Origin of the sequence: Bacteroides sp. 4_1_36, assembly GCF_003466325.1 — a bacterium.
In the GTDB taxonomy this organism is placed as follows: Bacteria; Bacteroidota; Bacteroidia; order Bacteroidales; family Bacteroidaceae; genus Bacteroides; species Bacteroides uniformis.
The window spans coordinates 37,400-57,744 of sequence record NZ_QSOX01000023.1 but is presented as its reverse complement, the minus strand read 5'-3'; the positions used below and the strand labels follow the sequence as shown (position 1 = coordinate 57,744).

The following is a 20,345-nucleotide window of genomic DNA, read 5'->3' as shown; positions in this document are numbered from 1 at the left end:
ACCATAGAATAAGATGACAAGAAAAATAAAAGTAGGTATTATCCAGCAGGCCAATACCAAGGACCTCAGGACTAATTTAATGAATTTGGCCAAAAGTATAGAGGCATGTGCGGCGCATGGGGCTCAATTGGTTGTTTTGCAGGAGCTGCATAACTCTCTGTATTTCTGTCAGACGGAAAACACGCAGTTGTTCGACTTGGCAGAACCGATTCCCGGTCCTTCTACGGGATTCTATTCAGAGTTGGCTGCTGCCAACGATATTGTGCTGGTCACTTCTCTCTTCGAGAAACGCGCTCCCGGATTGTATCATAACACAGCGGTTGTTTTTGAACGTGACGGCAGCATTGCCGGGAAATACCGGAAGATGCATATTCCTGATGACCCCGCCTATTATGAGAAATTCTATTTTACTCCCGGTGATATAGGCTTCGAACCTATTCAGACATCTTTGGGCAAATTGGGAGTTTTGGTGTGCTGGGACCAATGGTATCCGGAAGCAGCACGTCTGATGGCGCTGAAGGGAGCTGAAATACTAATATATCCTACGGCTATCGGTTGGGAAAGCAGTGATACGGATGATGAAAAGGCGCGTCAGCTCAATGCTTGGATTATCTCCCAGCGTGGACATGCTGTGGCCAACGGCTTGCCGGTTGTTTCAGTGAACCGTGTGGGACATGAGCCGGATCCTTCCATGCAGACCAATGGTATCTTGTTTTGGGGAAATAGTTTTGTGGCCGGACCGCAAGGCGAGTTCCTGGCCCAAGCAGGAAACGAACGGCCGGAAAATATCGTTGTAGAGGTGGACTTGGAACGCTCGGAAAATGTACGCCGTTGGTGGCCTTTCCTGCGCGACCGCAGAATTGATGCCTATGCCGGATTGACAAAACGATTTCTTGACTGATAACGACGGGGATCTCTGGGGGAGAACTAACGGAATGTCACCCGTTTGTTCATCAGGAAATTGACACTTCCGTAGATGAATAATCCCAGGAACTGGGCAAGGTATTCATTGCAGTCCAGTCCCTCCACCAGCCCTATGAGGAAAAGGAATTGCGCTCCGTAAGCCATTCCGAAAGCTATGGAAAAGAGCAGCACTTGTCGCCAAGTGTTGCTCTTTTTTTCTGTAGGGAATATCCAGTACTTGCACCAGATGAAGTTGTGTATCTGTGCAAGTATATATGCGGTTACATTGGAGAGCATATAGTTGATGTCCAGTTCGTCCATCATTACCCAAACGGTAACAGCCATAATCAAGGCATTCAGCGTGCCGATTACCGCAAAACGAAAAATGCGTGCAGACTCTTTCACTCTCCTACTCCGTACCTGCTTTTACTCTTTCACTTCAACAATCAGATTCAGTTCATCCAGCTGCTTCTGGTCAATAGCCGAAGGTGCATCCAGCATTACATCGCGTCCACTGTTGTTTTTGGGGAATGCAATGCAGTCGCGGATACTGTCGAGACCTGCGAAGATGCTGACCCAACGGTCCAGACCGTATGCCAGACCACCGTGAGGAGGTGCACCGTATTTGAAGGCATTCATCAGGAAGCCGAACTGCTCCTGAGCCTTCTCGGGAGTGAATCCGAGAATCTCGAACATTTTGGCCTGCAACTGTGCATCGTGGATACGGATGGAACCTCCACCCACTTCAATACCGTTGCACACCATGTCGTATGCATCTGCACGGACAGCTGCCGGGTCTGTATCCAGCAAAGGAATATCTTCGTCTTTCGGATGAGTGAACGGGTGGTGCATAGCCATCAGGCGGCCTTCTTCATCGCTCCACTCAAACATCGGGAAGTCAACCACCCAAAGACAGACGAACTTATTCTTGTCGCGCAATCCCAGTTGGTTACCCATTTCAAGGCGCAACTCGTTCAGTTGCTTGCGGGTCTTCATGGCGTCGTCACCGCTCAGAATCAGAATCAGGTCACCCGGCTTGGCGTTGAAAGCAGCCTTCATCTCCTGCAATACTTCCTGCGCATAGAACTTGTCGACACTTGATTTTACGTTGCCGTCTGCCTCTACGCGCGCGTATACCATACCTTTGGCACCGATTTGCGGTCTTTTCACGAATTCGGTCAGTACATCCAGCTGTTTGCGGGTATAGTGTGCGGCGCCTTCTGCGCAGATACCGCCGATGTAGGCGGCATTGTCGAATACCGGGAATCCGTGTCCCTTCATGATGTCCATCAGTTCCACGAACTTCATGCCGAAACGGAGGTCGGGCTTGTCGCTGCCGTAATATTTCATGGCGTCTGCCCATGGCATGCGCATGAACGGCTCGTTCATCTCTACGCCACGGATTTCCTTGAACAGATATTTGGCCATGCCTTCGAAGAGGTTGATGACGTCATCCTGCTCCACAAAAGACATTTCGCAGTCAATCTGTGTGAATTCCGGCTGGCGGTCGGCACGCAGGTCTTCGTCACGGAAGCATTTGGCTATCTGGAAGTAACGGTCGAAACCGGAAACCATCAACAACTGTTTCAGTGTCTGCGGGCTTTGAGGTAAGGCATAGAATTGTCCCGGGTTCATGCGTGAAGGAACGACGAAATCGCGTGCACCTTCGGGTGTGGAGCCTACCAGAATCGGAGTTTCCACTTCGATGAATCCCTGGCTGTCCAGGTATTTGCGTACTTCAATTGTCATTTTATGGCGAAGCTCCAGATTGCTGCGTACATTGGCACGGCGCAGGTCTAGATAACGGTACTTCATGCGGATATCGTCGCCACCGTCCGTATTTTCCTCGATGGTGAAGGGAGGGGTCAGCGATGAGTTCAGAACATCCAGTTCCGATACGATGATTTCAATGTCTCCCGTCGGGATATGCTGGTTTTTACTGAAACGTTCGTTTACGGTACCTTTAACCTGGATTACGAATTCACGGCCCAAGCGGTTGGCACGCTCGCAAAGTTCGGCATTCACCTCTTCGTTGAACACTAATTGGGTAATTCCGTAACGGTCGCGGAGGTCAATGAAAGTCATGCCTCCCATCTTACGGCTGCGCTGTACCCAACCTGCCAGCGTCACTTGCTTGTTAACATCGGAGATACGGAGTTCTCCGCAGGTGTGTGATCTATACATCTTTTTATTTACTGTTTGACGATTTACTTATTTACTATTTTGGCTTTGCAAAAATACATAAAACATATTATATGACGCATCAAAAGGGGAAAGTTATTTTCAGAAACTCCTTTAGTACCTTTTTTACAACATTACATTTTTGTCAGTTTCTTGAATTGCCTTTTGCCTTTATCCAGTATCATCTTGTTTTTATGGGCGATGTCTTCCACAAAAGCATCATTAATTTGTTTCAGTCCGTTGATATAGTCTTGTGCCCGCTGCAAGACATTCGAAGTGTCTTTTTCCGCATCCCGGGGAACAATGACCTGCAGTCCTTTCTTCATAATCTTTACATCTACATTCTCTCCCATCATCATCGGGTCGCCGTCAAAGTGGACTACCCCCGGTTTAGAACGGTGAATACGGAGTGTCTGGCAACGGAACGTCTTAATCCGGCTGTTCTGGTCAATGGTCTTGTTGAAGAGCTGGAAAGAGAGCGACGGTACATCGAGCACAGTGAACGGCTCGAGTATGGTGACGTCCAGCAGTCCGTCGTTCAAGGTGGCTTGTGGGGCAATATACGCATTGTTTCCATATTGCGATGCGTTTCCGCAGGCTATTAGGAACGCCTTGTATCGCAGGGTGCTGCCGTCCATTTCCAGTTCATAGGTTTCCGGACGGTACTTCAGGCTTTCGAGCAGAGTCTTTTCCAGATAAGTGAGTGGTCCTCTCCTTCCCGCCTTGGAGAATTGCAGGCTTACAAATGCGTCGAATCCCACGCCGCAGGTGCAGAAGAAAGGCACATCGTTGATTTTTCCGTAGTCAATGATGTCTATCAGTCCGTCATTGATGATGTCGATGGCCTTTTTCGGCTCCATCGGAATCTGCAGATGGCGGGCAAGTCCGTTGCCGGAACCGCAGGGAATGATGCCCAAAGCGGTTTTTGTATGTACCAGTGAGCGAGCTATCTCATTGATGGTGCCGTCTCCTCCTATGGCGATGACGGCATGTGCATCTTCTTGTGCCTTCTGTGCCGCTATCTCTACGGCATGGCCTGCCCGTTCGGTATAAATCACTTCTTGTGCATACCTTTCCTTATCCAGCTTTTCATCGAGCCACTTCAGTATCTGCTCCTTACTCTGAGTGCCGGATATGGGGTTTATGATGAATGCTATTTTCTTCTTGTTTTCGTTCATGCAAGGGTTGTTGCTATGCAGGTTTTCCAACTGGCAAAAGTAATATAAATATCTGAAAAATTAACCACATAATTCTTTTTAAAATAAGTATAAGTAGTTTTTTTAATGTAAATAGAACATATACCGACATATTTTGCTATCTTTGCCCCCTGTTTTTTAAGACTTGTATTTAATAGAATTAAATATTCATTATATAAAAGATATTTCATGGGTTTACTACAAGACAAATTTGCGAAATACGACCTGCCGCAGCAGTTTATGGCAAAAGGCGTATATCCTTATTTCCGCACAATTAACAGCCATCAGGATACAGAGGTAATGATGGATGGTAAAAAGGTTCTGATGTTCGGCTCTAATGCATATATGGGACTGACATATGACAAGCGTATCATTGATGCCTCGATAGCTGCCACAGAAAAATATGGCACCGGTTGTGCAGGTTCCCGCTTTCTGAACGGAACACTCGATATACATGTTGAACTGGAGAAGGAATTGGCTGAATTCGTAGGAAAAGATGAAGCACTCTGTTTTTCTACCGGATTTACTGTAAACGAAGGTATTATTCCTGCCGTTGTAGGCCGTGGGGATTATATTATTTGTGATGACCGTGACCACGCTTCCATTGTAGATGGCCGCCGTCTTGCATTTGCCACTCAGTTGAAGTACAAGCATAACGATATGGAGGCTTTGGAAAAAGAACTCCAGAAATGCGAACCGGATGCTGTAAAGCTGATTGTTGTGGATGGAGTATTTTCCATGGAAGGTGACTTGGCCAATCTGCCCGAAATTGTCCGCCTGAAGAAGAAATACAATGCCAGCATTTACGTGGACGAAGCTCACGGCTTGGGTGTATTCGGAAAACAAGGCCGTGGTGTGTGCGACCATTTCGGTGTTACCGAAGATGTAGACCTGATTATGGGTACATTCAGCAAGTCATTGGCTTCCATCGGTGGTTTTGTTGCTGGAGACAAGGCGGTAATCAATTGGCTGCGCCACAATGCCCGTTCCTATATATTCCAGGCAAGTAGCACACCTGCTGCTACGGCTGCAGCCCGCGAGGCGCTTCACATCATCAAGTCCGAACCTGAACGCATCCAACGTCTGTGGGACATCACTAACTATGCCTTGAAGAAGTTCCGCGATGCAGGCTTCGAAATCGGTGAGACAGAATCTCCTATCATTCCTCTCTATGTGCGTGATACAGAGAAGACATTTATAGTAACGAAGCTGGCTTTTGACGAAGGTATCTTCATCAACCCCGTTATTCCACCTGCATGTGCTCCACAAGATACACTGGTGCGTGTAGCGTTGATGGCTACCCATACGGTCGAACAAGTGGATTATGCTGTAGAAAAATTGACTAAATGTTTCAAGGAATTGGGTATCATCAAGTAAACTTGATTTAAACAGATATTCGGAAAACCGTTTAATAATGATTAGGCGGTTTTTTTTATAGACAAAGCGAAGTAGGATTAAAATTAAATCGTAAAGTACATGAAAAAGAACTTCTTCATCATTACTGCTGTAGTATGTGGAATGAGTTGTACCACCACTGCCTATGCGCAGTTCAAAATCGGTGGAAAGAAAATCAATGTGAACAAAGTTGTCCAAGCTGGTACAGATGCCGTCAAGGCCATTTCATTGTCCGATGCTGACATTGCAGCGATGAGCAAGGAATATATGGAATGGATGGATACGCACAATCCGCTGACAAAGCCCGATACGGATTACGGCAAGCGCCTGGAGAAGCTGACCGGAAATATCAAGGAAGTGGACGGCTTGAAGGTGAACTTCGGTGTTTATGAAGTAATAGATGTGAATGCCTTTGCGTGCGGTGATGGTAGTGTACGCATCTGTGCCGGACTGATGGACATCATGACGGATGATGAAGTGATGGCAGTTGTCGGCCACGAGATAGGTCACGTCATCCATACGGATTCCAAAGATGCGATGAAGAATGCTTACCTTCGTTCGGCTGTGAAGAATGCTGCCGGTGCGGCAAGTTCTACGGTATCCAAATTGAGTGATTCTGAACTGGGTGCCATGGCCGAGGCATTGGCAGGTGCTCAATACTCCCAGAAGCAGGAGACGGAAGCGGATGATTACGGCTTTGAATTCTGCATCAAGAATAATCTCGATCCGTATGCCATGTACAATGCTTTGAACAAATTGCTTGAACTTTCAGCGGAGGCACCGAAGGAATCCAAGTTCCAGAAGATGTTCTCTTCTCATCCGGATACAGCCAAGCGCGTGGCACGTGCCAAGGAGAAAGCGGATGAATATATGAAGGATAAGAAATAACTATCCGTTGCTTACTATGATGAAGTGGGATCAGAGGTTTCTCTGAATCCCACTTTTTTTGTGCCGAGACTATGATATGGGCTTCTGAGGAAGCTAATGGGATAGTTCGTTAGTTCACAGTGCTGAACACTTTGTTTTAGCTATAGAAAACAAAGTGTTTTCTTATAGGAAACAAACTGTTCTTTTAAGGGAAACGAAGTGTTCTCTTTAATGAAACACACTGTTCGGTTAAGGGAAACACTTTGTTCTGTTTGGTAAAACTTCTTTTATTTACTTATTTGCTTTTAAATTAGAATAATTTTAGTATGTTTGCCACATTATTTATGAAAAACATGACTTTTGTATGAAAAAACAAGACTTCCTCTTTATTTTTGTTCTGGTGATAATATTCCTGCCATTCTTTGTGAGTGAATCCATCTACAATTGGTATAAGTCTTTCAACGCTGCACATGGCATGGTAATGAGTTTCGTTAAATTCGGAATTCTTGCTACACTGGGTGAGATGCTGGGACTTCGTATCAGTGCCGGAGTCTATAACCGAAAAGGATTTGGCGTACTGCCGCGTGCCGTAGTGTGGGGACTGCTGGGAATGGGTATCAATGCGGCCATGATAATCTTCTCCAAAGGTGTGCCGCAATTTATGGAATATATGGGAATGGCAAATGCCGCCGCCATTATAAACGGAGAATTCTGCCTGGACAAATTATGGATAGCCCTCGCCATTTCAGTTGCTATGAATACCATTTTCGCTCCGGTATTCATGACATTCCATAAGATTACGGATACGCATATCCTGGATTGTGGCGGTTCGCCTCGCAGCCTCCTCACTCCTATCCCGATGACCCGCATCATTACGCATCTGAATTGGGATGCACAATGGAATTTTGTCTTCAAGAAAACAATTCCTTTCTTCTGGTATCCGGCACACACCATCACATTCCTCCTGCCGGGAGAAATGCGGGTGCTGTTTGCAGCGATATTGGGTGTGGTGCTCGGGGTATTGCTGGCTATTGCGGCTCGGATGAAATAATCCGGCCTATATATTCTCGAATGATTTCAAGCAAGTCTTGCGGATAAGGTATAAAGAACTTCTCTATCATTTTCGGATACTGAGGTACAAAGGGGTTGGGTATCATTGTGACAAGGGTATCCAATTCTGCCTTCCGTTGCTCTTCAGTCTCTGAGACGGCGTAGCGGATAGTCCACCAGAACAAGAAAGTCTGGTTAAGATACCCTTTGGGGGTGATGACTTGCAGTTGCTTGTAGCGCTCGGACTGTAACATGATTTTAATTCTTTTCTCCTGCTCTTTCTCACTGATGGAACATAGAATGTCATACCATTCATCAAACTCCTGACGCAAGCAGGCGACAAATGCCCATTCGGCAATTCTATATTTGGCAAATTCTGGAATCTTCTTTAGAAGTACGAAGATATGTCCTATATTCAATTCGCCTTTATATAAACCTTTGACTTTTGTATAGTCTTCAATGGAAGTGATTGTGTGTAAAAGGGAGTAATATATTTCCGGACTCATCGGCACATGGTGTTCATCGATGAATTTCAGAGTATTCTGAAGCACCAGTTTTTTGTTTGTTCTGTTGTTGGCCATGCGGCTGATGACATTGTTCCAGTAGATTTGTGTGCGTGCAATGGAAATATGTAAATCATCTTCCATCTCTTTTATACGGCTTTCGGCTTCTTCGAAGGTCATGCCGCGTTCCCGCATTTGATAGCATATGTCCTTCATAATTGGATAATGTTCGACAAATAGGTAGGGTTTGGGAATGACGGCTCCTAACTTTTTCAACATACAATATGAATCGTAATTGATAAAAACCTTTTTATTGATTGCTTGCTCTTGCAGCCGTTGGGCGTTTTCCTTATCATTCTGACGGAGCAATGCCTTCATGCAACAGAAGATAATTCCTCCATCATATACGCCCACGTCCAGCAGACAATACACATATTCCAGAATAGTGCTTTCTTTAATTTTCCACCCTTCCGATGTATAAATGGGAAAAGGCTGCGGAACGTTGTCTTGTGCTCTTCCGGCATAGTATCGCTGGATAAGCATTTGCTTCAATACATCCTTTGGCGCATCCAGGCTTTTCATTATTTCCTCATTTATAATCAGTTGTATTTCTTCCGGAGGAAGTGAATCTTGGGTGTGGTTGGTCAGGTGATAGAGTAAATGTTTATGTGTATAACTGTTCTGTTGTACGGTGTATTTTTCGGACATCCGCTTTATCATGTCCACTTTTTGTTCATAATAGGGATATATGAACCGGTTATTGATAATGATATTCAAGATATTGGCATCAGGATGATTGAGCAGTGACTTGTCCAGCCGGTTCTCGAAGAAATCCCTTGCGACTCCTCCTTCTTCCGGAGTCTTTACCTTATTGAACATTTCGGAGACAACGTAGGGCGAATGATTCAAAATCTGTTGTTCTTCCGGAGTAATACAATCGGGAGTTTCTCCGAACAGTGCCTGATACGCCTCTTCATAATTTGATATTTTCAGAATGAATTGTACGATTGTTCTTATATTTCGAGATTCATCGCCGTTTTGGGGACGATGTCTCTTCATATGTGCCTTGATTTCCTTTAGGGTCATGCGTTGGTATAGGATACCTTGTGTGTGCTGGCTCGGGTAATCCAGTAAAGACTGGTCTGCTTCCAGTAAATGGTATTTATGGAACAGTTCCTCGCATTCCTTAATCCCGCTATAAGTGGAGGTCGTATCCAATAAGTCGTTCAGGTAGATTTCACCCACTTTCAGTTTGGTCTTGTTTTCTTCTTCTTGCTGCTCCAACCTTTCCATAAAAGTGTTGAAGATTCCTTTGGCTTGCTCAAAATTTTTAGCCTTTTGGAGCATAAAGTTCAATGAGTAGCCATCACAGTTATTCCCCATACGGTTCCATAAATCATAGGCATAAGAGGACGGTATGTTTTCGAGTGCTCCATTCAACACTTCGGTCTTGTTCAGGAACATACTGGTATCCTCTTTTTTGTCGACAGACAGTTCTGTCAGTTCGTTGAAGAATGCAACCAGCTTTTCCGGCTGGCTGAATCTTTTGAAAACTTCCAGCCAGGTGTAGGGAGCAATAAAGTTGAAGAAAAAGACTGCATCGTCGTGGGGAACTACCCCTTTATCATTCTTCTGCAAGAAGTTCTTGATGTCGTGTATGTCAGCCAGAGTCTGTGCTTTATGCATAAGCTGCCTGGCGAAATTACGTATTCTTTTCTCTTTCAGTTCTGTCAGATAAGTCTCATTGTTGCTTTCCTGCCCATGGGTGCTCTCTGCAGAATCAGAGAAGAAATCATCTATGTCGTCATCATCGGCACTTGGGGAAGCTTCGTATATAAAGGAAGCGTTGAGGTATATTTCTTTGGCTTCGTCCATGTCGAGGAACCGTACCAATTCTGTCTGAAATTCAATATACGAGTTTTCTATATACTTGTCTTGCATTTGCCCTTGTTCATTGAGCAAATCCTTGTGTACAATGTCCTTATCTTGTTGTGTCTGCAGTCTGGGCAAAAGCCACCGCAGCACATTCAGCTCTCTCCTATTATATTTTTTTGTTAATTTCCAAATATGGATGGCCTCTGCATTGGTAGGAGCAAAATTGGCTATATTGCCAATATAGGCGTCCACCCAATCAATGGAAACGCCTTCCGGGTTTGTTCCCAGTTCCTTGCTTGTATATAGCGTTTGTTCGTTTTTATAAATGCGGCTTACAACATCATTGATGATATACTGTTGGAGTTCGGGGGCATTTACCGAACAGTTTTTCACCCGATGCAGAATCTTGGTTGTATTTTTGAAAAAGTTCGGTCTGTCTTTGTAGTAGATATAGCGGAATATGCCCTTTATGGCTTTCTTTTCAGTAGCCAGTAGGTCATCGGACGGTTCACTGCTATAGTACTGGAAAACCTGGGTTACTATGATGTCTTCAACTTCAAATGTGTCCTTTTCAATGTCCTGATAATAAATCAAATCATCTACTTTGCCTGCCAATTCACAGATGGTGCTTCTGTCGGCCTTTTCGTAACTGTTCTCATAGGTGAATTTGAGGAAATCGAGCAATAGGTCTATTTTATTGCGGCTTCTCTTTTTCCACATCCACAAACATTTTATGGCGTGGCAGAGTTGTCGAAGCATGGATTTCTGCAGGTTGCTTAAATTACTGTTCTGGAACTGGTTGTTATATCTGGTCTTGATTCTGTCTATGTCGAAAAACAAGGAACCGATAGTCATGCCGGCTTCGGGTCGGAGTTTAAGATAGCCGTATGTCCTGAGCTCGCGGGCATATTCATTTATTTTCTTGAAGGATAAAGGTTTGATGCCCACTTCGACTATGGCCGGAGGAACCATTTCATTGAAAGTAAGCATGGATTTCACTTCCTTGAAGCTATAGCTTGTAGTGGCAATAACCTTGAAGTCCGGATTGCCGATGTGAAGGATTTCCGACAACTTGCGAAGTAATTCTCTGTCAATGGGTATCGGCTTTTCATTCTCTTCTTTCCAAAACAACAGCTGCAAATCGTCCAGTAGAAGAATCTTTTTGCCATGCTGGAATTGGGATACAGAAAGCCGTTCTAACTGTTCTTTGGTCGTATCGGCATTCAAAATGACCACAGAATATTCCTGAGGGAGCTTTTTCAGCATTCGGCAAACGGCAATAGTCTTTCCCGAAGTGGATTGACCGGTGACGATGATTGTCTTGTTTGTACTGTCAAACTCCTCTTTAAGTTTGTTGTCTACTTCCGGACGGATAAAATAGTAGTCCAGGTTGCCTCTGCGACGGTTGGCTTGGCTGTTGGGAATAATTTTATCATACTCCATCTTATGGCAAGAGATTGCGCAAAAGGGATTATTGAGAAAACTTTCACGATCCTTGACCAACGCGTCCCTTAGCTGCTCCAGCGTATTGCACTGCTTCTCATACCGCTCGATAACGGTATCGTCGTCCAGGTGCTTTTGCATGTATTCCGCATAGAAGTCTTTCCATAAAGTAGTGTTTGTCCAGTCTTCTTGGGTGTATTCCAATGTCGGATTCTGATAGAAATAGATATGTTTGTTGGATGCATTTTCGATGGCAACATTAAACTCTCCGATGGTCTTGGAGCGTATCCAGTTTCCGGCGAAGAAGATGATGACGTCACATTGCCTTATCTCTGAATTTATGATTTCCTGCGTATCGCCTTTAGCTATATCGTTGTCTCCATTTTTTTCGTGCCGGTGCACTACAATATTGAGTTCGCTGTTGTTTCTTTCCGTCAGGACTTTTTCCATTAAATCCCTTTCTTTCTGAAAACTCAGCGAAGAGGCTATAAATACATGGTATGTTTTCATAATATAGTGTTGGTTACTTTCCATGTGTTGTTGTTTATGACTAACGGAATGCCGGCTGTGATACATCTGTCATACGCTTTTGAGCTTTCCTTCAATTCATCATACGGACGTATATCGGGATGCACAAAGCGTTTCTTTTTGAAGATATCTCCCATTTCCTTGCTGCCATAGATTAACTCTTCTTCTTCGGCGGTGGGTTTACGGAAGCCAAGCAGCAGTTTCTCCATGTTCCAACGGTTATGTTCGACTTCGGCAAGCAATGTTATCTGGTCGTTGTCCAGTTTCACGTAACCATCCGTAATGCCTATGGAGCGTAGCTTGGGACTAATGGAATATGCACTGTACAAATTGGACCACTGAAGGGATACGGACAGTTTGTTCCATGAGTCTTTCAGCTCATTGTCAGGTGGGCATGATTGAGGCACATTTCCATATTTATTCTTGAAATCGTATATATAATTGATGATTTGTCCCTCCCTCCGGCTTTTTTTGTCCAAGTCGTAACAGTTGTCCAGCATTCCAAAAGGAAAAACATGGGAATATTTATGAATCGCTTCATCTTTCTTTTTACTGTTAAGCATATTGAGCAGTGCACTGGAGGTTTCCTGACGGACAAAAACTGGGATGTTTTCATCATATACATCGTCCGGCAGATATAATCCCATTGCCATGCTTTGAGGAGGATAATTGAGACAGACGGCAATCGTCAATACCTGGCCTGAGTCATGTACCCATTCTTTAATTAGGTTCTGGATGGCAGGAGTTTCCGCACGGCCTTTGATAAATTCGAATTCCACATCCAGAAAGTCTGCATCTTTTCCTTTAAAACGGGTGGGAAGGACAAATCTCTCGTGCCTTTCGTCCTTGCTCATGTCGTAATAATGGGTAGACGATATCTCGAAATAATGGCGGTATCGTCCACAAAAGAAATTCATTTCCCGGTCGGCATTTTCATCAATGAAGGTAATGACACTTTTTATGTTCTTGTCCCGGCAGAAGTTTGGAAAATGCAACAGATGGGCAGCTTCCACTCCTATTGCCACTCCCATACGGCTCATACCGATGATAACAAGATGAACATGTTTTTCGCTTTCGTAGGTTATTGCCTCACGGTCGAGAGGAGGATATTCAATGCAGTTCTCCCCTTTTCCGTATTGCCGGCTTACCAATATCTTTTGGGCCCAGCCCTCGTAGAAGTTAAAGGGATGGAATTCTATATATTTTCTCCATTCGGCAGACAAATCGGTCAGTTGGAAAGCGGCAAAAGTAGTCTGATATTCGAAAAGAACGGTGAATGGTATGAGGGAACATTTATTGCATCGTTTATGAATGTCAACTATCTTTTTCAGGCAGTCTATGTTCAGTGAGTCATGGTCATGTTCGTTCCTCTCTCCGATAAGGAATACTTCGCGCGCTTTGGTAGTATAGAGTTTTTCCAACTCCTCGATAGAGTCGCGCCGGGCACGCAGCACCACAATTCTTTTTTCATTTTTGGCATCCAGTTCCGTATGGATTTTGCTACGGATTTCTTGTGCCGGTTGGGTACTCTGAATCAGAATATGGCAATTCCCATAATGTGTGTCATCGCAAATTTGCTGGATAAGAGTGGGGACCATGTTGTCAAAACCGATAATGACGATGTGGTTTTGCAAAGGGTAAACGATATCGCCTTCACGATATCGCTCAACTCTGCGTTCCAGCATATTGGAGATTACGGATATCAATAATCCGCAGAACAAAATTAATCCCAGCACTACGACCAATAGAGAGAACCAACGCAGATAAGGTGGTACTTCCACAATATTCCCCGGATCGATGAACAGACAAATCAACTGAAGCAAACGCCCCATAGGTACGTCTTTATCAATACCGGTCCATTCTTCAAGAGACGGCTCAGGAAAGATAAATGCAAAACTTACCAGATATATCAATAAGAAAACAGTTACTATGACTCCGAAAAGCCAAGCAAGCTGCCTCCATCCTTTTCCGGAAAAAGAGCGGTCAAAATGAAGGGCAAAAAGTCTTGTTAGCAGATTCATATTTGTTTTGTCATTAGGCAGTTTCCTTTTTTTCAGTTTCTTGTTTCAATTCTTTTCTGATATTCTCTTTCAGTTTATTGATTTCTTTCTCATCGTTATTGATAATCTCCCGTTTTTCTTTTTCCTGATACAAGGATGCAAGAATGTTTCTTTCTTGTTCCAGATTCAATGAGAATACATCTATTAATCTCTTGATACATAGAAAAAAACAGATGCATACGCTAAGGGAAATGATGGCATGGAGTGTCATCAGGTAGGTCATTCCACGCGATGGAAAGAATTGAATAAGGTTTTGGAATGTAGTGCATGTCACAATCAATGCTGCAACCAGAAAGAGAATGATAAAGGCAGGAATCACGAATTTCCACCAGTGCCGGATAGGATAATACTTGTTCTCACTCGTCCTCATAGTACTATAATAGATATTGGATTATTATTTCTTCTGTATGTCGAATCCCAGTTTCATAATCAGTTTCAGTGTCTGTATGGCTGTTTGCCGGTCGTATTCTCGTTCTGAGTCCGGTAACTCTTCGTATGGTACAAGTCCGGGATGTGTCTTTAATTCATCATTGCGTGTCTCTCCGTATTTCCATCCTTCTTTCACTCTTCCCAAAGCCCATACTTCATGCACATTGCGTGCCATGGCTTCTGTGAGTTCCGTCAAATTATCCGGTAAAGTGATATTTTCTGCGTTCAAAGGGGACGGTGTGTATGTTTTCATTTTCTGTTATTTAAAATGTGGAAGTAAAAAGTTTATTGGTAGCAATATTAGGCATTTCGGACGACAGAAACAAAAAAAAGGAAAGCTATTTCCAAAAAAACATGCAGATTACAATGGAAAAAACATTGCAACCTGCATATAAATCGGGAGAAGCGTGAATTATAAGTTAGCTTCCGTCACTACCTGCCCGTCAAACAGATTGATGATACGTCCGGCAAATCCGGCATCATGTTGTGAGTGTGTCACCATGACAATCGTAGTGCCTTCCTTATTCAGTTCATTCAGTAGTTCCATTACCTCTTTTCCGTTCTTTGAATCGAGGTTACCGGTAGGCTCATCGGCAAGTATCAGTTTAGGGTTTGATACGACTGCACGGGCGATTGCCACGCGTTGCTGTTGTCCGCCGGACAATTGTTGCGGGAAGTGCTTGCTGCGGTGCATGATTGCCATACGCTCCATAGCGGTTTCCACCCGGCGCTTGCGTTCGGTGGCAGGAATGCCCATGTAGAGTAGCGGCAGTTCGATGTTTTCGTATACATTCAGCTCATCAATCAGGTTGAAACTTTGGAATACAAAGCCGATGACTCCTTTACGCAAGTTGGTACGTTGGGCTTCTGTATATTTGGATACTTCCGTCCCATTCAAGTAATATTCTCCGGATGTAGGATTGTCCAACAGACCGAGGATATTCAGTAAAGTGGATTTTCCGCAGCCTGAAGGTCCCATGATAGCAACAAACTCCCCTTCTTTCACTTCAATGTTTACGTCGTTCAAAGCCAGAGTCTGTACTTCCTCGGTCTTGAAAATCTTCTGTAAGTTTACTGTCTTAATCATAATGCTTTGTTTTTATGGGTTATAAATATATTATTTCTTACTCGGATTTGATGCAGTCAATCGGATTTGTTTTGTTCAGCAAATAACTTTGCAGACACACTGTGACGGCAGATATTATCCAGACAATACATAGTGGCAATAGAAAGTCCATAACGGTGAAGGGGGCTTTATAGGCAAACTGTTCATGCCAATGGTGCATGAGCCAATAGACAATGGGGACAGCTAGAATATATGCAAGCAGAATTTGCAGGCAGAATGGTTTATTCAGCAACAGCACGATTTGTCGGGATGTTGCTCCATGAATCTTGCGAATGCTGATTTCGCGGATACGCTGGCGAGTGGCATACCATGAAATGCCGAATAAGCCGAAGCAGGTCAATATCAAGCCAATCAGAGAATAGGCGATAAGGAGTTTGGAGAGAGACAAGACTTTACCATTGCGTTTCATAAAGTCTTGGTGCATGTCTGTGTATTGAAATATCTCCCCTTCATTCATCTTTTCCCATATTTGGGCTATTTGATGTAGTGTTTCTTGTTTATTGCTTTCAATCAGCTTAATCTGCAGATAGTTGGCACCCGACATTCTCTCTGTAGGTGGAAGGTAAAGTATGACCGGGGTAATTTCATTTTCCAATGAACTGAACGGGAAGTCCTCTAATACACCGCCGATGATGTATAAAGAATCGGCAGACTGGTCAAATTCTTTCAAAGGTTTTCCAATGGCATTTATTCCTGCTGGAATCAGCATTCTGACATAGCTTTCGTTGACCAGTGCAGGATAGGCATATTGTTTTTGCAGTTGTTCGGGAGCGTTGCCGGACAAGAGTTTGAATCCCATCGTTTTTACCAGATTGGCATCACTATACAGCATTAATAGGTAGGAACTTTTTTCCGTACCGTCGGCTTGTTTGATGGATAGCTCACGTATCCATGAATTCAATATGGAGCCTTGTGACAGGGCGATGGACTCTATTCCTTGTACATGTTTCTCCAGCTCTTCTTTAAGTATTGTAGCCGGTGCGGCATTGAAATCTCCTATTTCAATCTGATTTTCGTAACAGTAGGCCCGTTCCTTGATGAGATTGATTTGTTCATTGGCAACGAGAGTAGCGAATATCAGCCCTATAGAAATGGAAAACTGAAGAATGACCAGCAAAGCTATGAAACGTTGTTTCTTTTTACCTCCGTAAAGTGTCTTGTATTCGCTGAATGAGAGTTGTGAAAGTCTATGGCTGATATACCAGGCAGGGACAATGGACATAACTAGTACAAAGAGTACTAACAAGGGTAGCATCTGTAGGCTGAAAAAGAAATGTACGTTTAAATGGGATGCAAATAATCCATTGAAAAAAGACAGACAGTCGTTGATGATGAGTAAAGATAATCCGAATGCCAGCAGCACAGTGAGGAATGCATCACCAAACAGTTGGATGCGGATATCCTTCAAGCTGCTTCCCATCAGTTTCTCCACATGTATCATTTTGAGCTGTTGCAATACACGGCTCAGGCTCATGTTGGTATAGTTGCAGCAGGCTATGATAAGTACCAACAAGGCGGCAGCAAGGCTGATATACAATAATTGCACATTACTTTGATTGATATACGGCAGAGGTTGTTGTGTATCGTAGTCCGGTGTAGTAAAGTAGATGTCGGACAGAGGGTCGACGTAATATTGTGTCTTTTCCGGAATCAAAGTGGGAATCTTGTCGTGGTTGATTTTTTCGGTAAACTGTTGGGCATCGGTATTTGGAATTAGTTTCAGAAACGTCATTCCACCCCAAAAGTCTTTGTTATTCCCGGTAATCATGTCGAATTGGAGCAATGATTGTGACCGTGACTTTAATATGGCTGCCACTTCATAACTTTGGGTATCAGTCATGGTTTTTATTTCCAGCAATTCTCCTAATGGATTTTTATCTCCAAACAGTTTATGTGCAAAAGCTTCACTGAGTGCTACTTTGCCCGGTTGTTCCAATACTTGCTTTAAACTACCGGCAATGGGATGATAGTGGAAGAAATGTTGCAAAGTAGTATCGGCAGATATAAAGGTTATATCGTGGTAAATCTCCCCTCCATATTTACAATATTGTGGAACCAGAGAATTGATACGCAGGTAGTCTTCCACTTCTGCATATTTTTCTTTCAGCATAGGGGGAATATTGGCATCAGCATAGGCCACCTTGCTTCCGTCCTGCATCGGATTATCCTGACGCAGACAGAAAATACGGTTCTTGTCCCGATTGCCACTCTCTATATTGTAATCATGTACATAATAGGTGAACAGCAAGTTTGTACATGCTAGCCCTATAGCCAGACTGACTATAGAAATGAAGAAGAAAACTTTGTTTCTCCACCAACTGCGGGTAATTATTTTTAGGATTGTAAGTATGGTCATAATCTTTAGGTAAATATATTTTCTTATTCGTTTTTAATGACTTCTGCCGGATTTGTCCTTGCTATTTTCAGAATACGGAAAATAATAGTCAGAGTAGTAATGACAGCTACGATTATGAAGATTGAAATCCAAAATAGCGGGCCGTCATTAAAGAATACGATATACATGTTTTTCCATAACTGCAGTATGGCATAACATAAAGGAAATGCCATTGTTGCCGAGAGTACAAGCTGATAAATATACGTACGGGCAAACAATATGATAATCTGTTTCAATCCTGCACCATTTACTTTACGGATTGCCACTTCCTTTTGTCTGCGTTCCGTATCCAGTGTGATTGCCGAATAGACGCCTAATAAAGTGATTATAAGGCTGACAAATGAGAAGAATAAGATTATCCCTTTCATGTTGTTCTCGATGGCTTGCGCTTGGTGAATGTCTTCCTGCAAGGTCGAAATGTGTAATTGTATACTCGGTGGAAGATTCTCTTCCAGCATTTTCTTAACGAAAGCCTCTACTTCTTCTGCTTTTCCGGGTACACACTTCAAATAGCAATGACCTACATAATATTTGAAATCACAAGGCAGAAAGACGAAGCCCTGGCTCTGATTGTAAGTGTCGGCTACAAAATCGGAACAAATGCCGCATACCGTGTAGCTATCTTGATAATTGTACAAGGTGGTTCCCAGTAAATCCTTCTTTATACGTTCTACCAATTTACGGTCTGCTACCATGTCACTATTTGTCTTCAGGACATGCCCGGAGAGAATGGGGATATTCATAAACTCGAAAAAGTTATTAGGAACATTCATTATATTGACTTCAAGGCTACTTTCCCGGTTATCTTTTTCTGTCTGCATGCTTGTTCCCGAAATACCTTTCAGATAATTAATATCTGTCAGCATTTTATCTTTTATATCCGGATGTTGACTGATGCGCTCTATGAGAGCAAGCTTTTCGTCATTTTTCATAAAACGGTAATCCATAGGAATACTGATGATTTCGGACTTTTCTTTTTCTGTCAGTGTGTTGAACAGTGTGGAACCGGTCTTGTTAGCCTGCAAATATAAAGCGACTGTAAAGACTATGAATAACCAACAGATGAAAAATTGGATACCCAAAAGACAATTTCGTATCTTCTGTTTGTGGCGTTTGGATTTGTTCTTGTAAATACTTGACTGGATGGAGGCATGCTTCATCCTCCATACGGTAAACAAGCAGAGTAATAAGCATAGTAAAATAACGCCTGCCATATATTCTATTGTCTGTATCAATAATAGGTCCCGTTCAATGACTAATGTGAAATCAAATAAAGAGAATGAAAGGTAAGGGGTAAATATTTCTATCAGACAGAAAGTCAATAAGAAGGCTATGAACGAAATGATAATGGCTTGGGTAAAAAGTAACCAAAATAGTTTGTTGCCATTACTTCCATTCACTTTACGAATGCCGAACTCGTGCGAACGGTTCAGATAACTCCCCGTCAAAAAATGAAAAAAGTTGAGTAGACCAGTCAGTAGAATCAAAAGGCCGACAATGAATGTGATTCCGGCAAAGTAAGGGGCAACGGATTTCTCCCGAAAAAGTTTTCCGAAATTCGAGGCTGATACGGTATTTTTCTCATTGAATATTGTGTGCTTCAAGTCCATTGCACGGAAACTGGCTTCAAGTTGCGCGGATGTTTTGCCCGGACGAAGAAGAGCAAAAGTAAGTCCACCGGTCATACTGTCTCGTCCATCGAATTGTATAAGTCCTTCGCTGTCGTTCAAGATTAACATATCAATCTTTTGGAGAAAGCTAAGGCTGGTATTCAATGGAATATCTTCTATTATCGCTTGTATGGTATAGATGGTACCTCCTGTTCGTGGTGTGGTATCAGGTGAAGAGAAAAGCCGTTGTGCTAAGGTCATTCGCTTTCCTATCGGATTCTCTCCGAGACCAAATATTTTGTGTGCCAGAGAGCGTGTCAGTATCACGGCATTGGGAGTTTGCGATGCTACAGCCCATGAACCTTGTAATACTTCCGGGGTGAACACGCTATGGTAGGCTGTATCTACTTCCATAGCATATAAATCTTCGTAAGGCAGTTCTTCCTTGTCGATAGTTTCCACATTGTAGCTACGTGGGCGGGGATAGGCAACAAAAGTAAATGCTTCTACTTCTTGGAATTGCAATTGGCGCAGACTCTCAAACAACGTAGCGGGAGTTCCGGAATAAGGTTCTTCTGCTGGAGTGTATAGGTTTATGTCTGCAATGCGTTCCCAGTGGGTAAAGCACTTGTCGGTAGAATTTATATAGCGGCTGCAATATAGGCAGATACTAAAACAAAGTATACCTACCGACAGTCCGATGATAGAGATGATATTCTGTGCCTTGTACTTTAATAGGTTTCTGAATGCTGTTTTAATATAATGTCTTATCATAATAGTATCA

At 43.3% G+C, this 20,345-nt stretch carries 14 protein-coding genes; 4 read left to right on the top strand and 10 right to left on the bottom strand.

The window, feature by feature from the left end:
* The first annotated feature begins 13 nt into the window (after positions 1 to 13).
* Positions 14 to 901, top strand: a complete 888-nt coding sequence (locus tag DXD65_RS17850) for a carbon-nitrogen hydrolase (protein ID WP_005827821.1) — start codon at positions 14 to 16, stop codon at positions 899 to 901.
* 26 nt (positions 902 to 927) lie between these two features.
* On the opposite strand, the gene DXD65_RS17845 is transcribed toward DXD65_RS17850, so the two are convergent.
* The 3 genes from DXD65_RS17845 to DXD65_RS17835 all read right to left on the bottom strand — a co-directional run bounded on the left by DXD65_RS17845 (position 928) and on the right by DXD65_RS17835 (position 4,262).
* The gene (locus tag DXD65_RS17845; protein ID WP_005827823.1) at positions 928 to 1,308 is read right to left on the bottom strand and encodes a GtrA family protein; all 381 of its coding nucleotides are present in this window, start codon (positions 1,306 to 1,308) and stop codon (positions 928 to 930) included.
* A 21-nt stretch (positions 1,309 to 1,329) separates the two neighbouring features.
* The gene (gene aspS, locus DXD65_RS17840) at positions 1,330 to 3,087 is read right to left on the bottom strand and encodes an aspartate--tRNA ligase (RefSeq protein ID WP_117887842.1); all 1,758 of its coding nucleotides are present in this window, start codon (positions 3,085 to 3,087) and stop codon (positions 1,330 to 1,332) included.
* 131 nt (positions 3,088 to 3,218) lie between these two features.
* Complete coding sequence (locus DXD65_RS17835; RefSeq protein WP_005827827.1) at positions 3,219 to 4,262, bottom strand: diacylglycerol/lipid kinase family protein; 1,044 nt, start codon at positions 4,260 to 4,262, stop codon at positions 3,219 to 3,221.
* 207 nt (positions 4,263 to 4,469) lie between these two features.
* Here DXD65_RS17835 and spt point away from each other — a divergent pair, with 207 nt between their 5' ends.
* The 3 genes from spt to DXD65_RS17815 all read left to right on the top strand — a co-directional run bounded on the left by spt (position 4,470) and on the right by DXD65_RS17815 (position 7,593).
* Positions 4,470 to 5,657, top strand: coding sequence for a serine palmitoyltransferase (gene spt / locus DXD65_RS17825; RefSeq protein ID WP_005837169.1), 1,188 nt, complete (start codon positions 4,470 to 4,472; stop codon positions 5,655 to 5,657).
* A gap of 99 nt (positions 5,658 to 5,756) precedes the next feature.
* On the top strand, positions 5,757 to 6,563 hold the full coding sequence (locus DXD65_RS17820) for a M48 family metallopeptidase (RefSeq protein WP_005827832.1): 807 nt from the start codon (positions 5,757 to 5,759) through the stop codon (positions 6,561 to 6,563).
* 343 nt (positions 6,564 to 6,906) lie between these two features.
* Positions 6,907 to 7,593 carry a hypothetical protein gene (locus DXD65_RS17815; RefSeq protein WP_005827835.1) on the top strand — a complete coding sequence of 229 codons (687 nt, stop codon included), beginning with the start codon at positions 6,907 to 6,909 and terminating at the stop codon, positions 7,591 to 7,593.
* Here the strand turns inward: DXD65_RS17815 and DXD65_RS17810 are convergent.
* The 7 genes from DXD65_RS17810 to DXD65_RS17780 form a co-directional block, all read right to left on the bottom strand.
* The gene (locus DXD65_RS17810) at positions 7,571 to 11,923 is read right to left on the bottom strand and encodes a hypothetical protein (protein ID WP_117887845.1); all 4,353 of its coding nucleotides are present in this window, start codon (positions 11,921 to 11,923) and stop codon (positions 7,571 to 7,573) included. The genes DXD65_RS17815 and DXD65_RS17810 overlap by 23 nt on opposite strands.
* Positions 11,920 to 13,962 carry a hypothetical protein gene (locus DXD65_RS17805; protein ID WP_117887841.1) on the bottom strand — a complete coding sequence of 681 codons (2,043 nt, stop codon included), beginning with the start codon at positions 13,960 to 13,962 and terminating at the stop codon, positions 11,920 to 11,922. The genes DXD65_RS17810 and DXD65_RS17805 overlap by 4 nt, the downstream gene beginning before the upstream one ends.
* Positions 13,963 to 13,975: 13 nt before the next feature.
* A complete protein-coding gene (locus tag DXD65_RS17800; protein WP_022402415.1) occupies positions 13,976 to 14,371 on the bottom strand; it encodes a hypothetical protein in 396 nt (131 codons plus the stop codon).
* A 24-nt stretch (positions 14,372 to 14,395) separates the two neighbouring features.
* Positions 14,396 to 14,683 (bottom strand): RyR domain-containing protein, encoded by a 288-nt coding sequence (locus DXD65_RS17795; protein WP_005837162.1) that lies wholly within the window; start codon positions 14,681 to 14,683, stop codon positions 14,396 to 14,398.
* 159 nt (positions 14,684 to 14,842) lie between these two features.
* On the bottom strand, positions 14,843 to 15,517 hold the full coding sequence (locus DXD65_RS17790; protein WP_005837161.1) for an ABC transporter ATP-binding protein: 675 nt from the start codon (positions 15,515 to 15,517) through the stop codon (positions 14,843 to 14,845).
* A gap of 37 nt (positions 15,518 to 15,554) precedes the next feature.
* Complete coding sequence (locus tag DXD65_RS17785) at positions 15,555 to 17,912, bottom strand: ABC transporter permease (protein ID WP_117878577.1); 2,358 nt, start codon at positions 17,910 to 17,912, stop codon at positions 15,555 to 15,557.
* Between the two features lie 23 nt (positions 17,913 to 17,935).
* Positions 17,936 to 20,335 carry an ABC transporter permease gene (locus DXD65_RS17780; protein ID WP_008664546.1) on the bottom strand — a complete coding sequence of 800 codons (2,400 nt, stop codon included), beginning with the start codon at positions 20,333 to 20,335 and terminating at the stop codon, positions 17,936 to 17,938.
* Between the last annotated feature and the right edge of the window lie 10 nt (positions 20,336 to 20,345).

What these genes read in the sequence shown, in the direction of transcription:
- DXD65_RS17815 (WP_005827835.1), top strand. Translation starts at nt 6,907, where the DNA reads ATGAAAAAACAAGACTTCCTCTTTATTTTTGTTCTGGTGATAATATTC.
- DXD65_RS17795 (WP_005837162.1), bottom strand. Translation starts at nt 14,683, where the DNA reads ATGAAAACATACACACCGTCCCCTTTGAACGCAGAAAATATCACTTTA.
- spt (WP_005837169.1), top strand. Translation starts at nt 4,470, where the DNA reads ATGGGTTTACTACAAGACAAATTTGCGAAATACGACCTGCCGCAGCAG.
- DXD65_RS17790 (WP_005837161.1), bottom strand. Translation starts at nt 15,517, where the DNA reads ATGATTAAGACAGTAAACTTACAGAAGATTTTCAAGACCGAGGAAGTA.
- DXD65_RS17820 (WP_005827832.1), top strand. Translation starts at nt 5,757, where the DNA reads ATGAAAAAGAACTTCTTCATCATTACTGCTGTAGTATGTGGAATGAGT.
- DXD65_RS17850 (WP_005827821.1), top strand. Translation starts at nt 14, where the DNA reads ATGACAAGAAAAATAAAAGTAGGTATTATCCAGCAGGCCAATACCAAG.
- DXD65_RS17785 (WP_117878577.1), bottom strand. Translation starts at nt 17,912, where the DNA reads ATGACCATACTTACAATCCTAAAAATAATTACCCGCAGTTGGTGGAGA.
- DXD65_RS17835 (WP_005827827.1), bottom strand. Translation starts at nt 4,262, where the DNA reads ATGAACGAAAACAAGAAGAAAATAGCATTCATCATAAACCCCATATCC.
- DXD65_RS17780 (WP_008664546.1), bottom strand. Translation starts at nt 20,335, where the DNA reads ATGATAAGACATTATATTAAAACAGCATTCAGAAACCTATTAAAGTAC.
- aspS (WP_117887842.1), bottom strand. Translation starts at nt 3,087, where the DNA reads ATGTATAGATCACACACCTGCGGAGAACTCCGTATCTCCGATGTTAAC.
- DXD65_RS17805 (WP_117887841.1), bottom strand. Translation starts at nt 13,962, where the DNA reads ATGAATCTGCTAACAAGACTTTTTGCCCTTCATTTTGACCGCTCTTTT.
- DXD65_RS17810 (WP_117887845.1), bottom strand. Translation starts at nt 11,923, where the DNA reads ATGAAAACATACCATGTATTTATAGCCTCTTCGCTGAGTTTTCAGAAA.
- DXD65_RS17800 (WP_022402415.1), bottom strand. Translation starts at nt 14,371, where the DNA reads ATGAGGACGAGTGAGAACAAGTATTATCCTATCCGGCACTGGTGGAAA.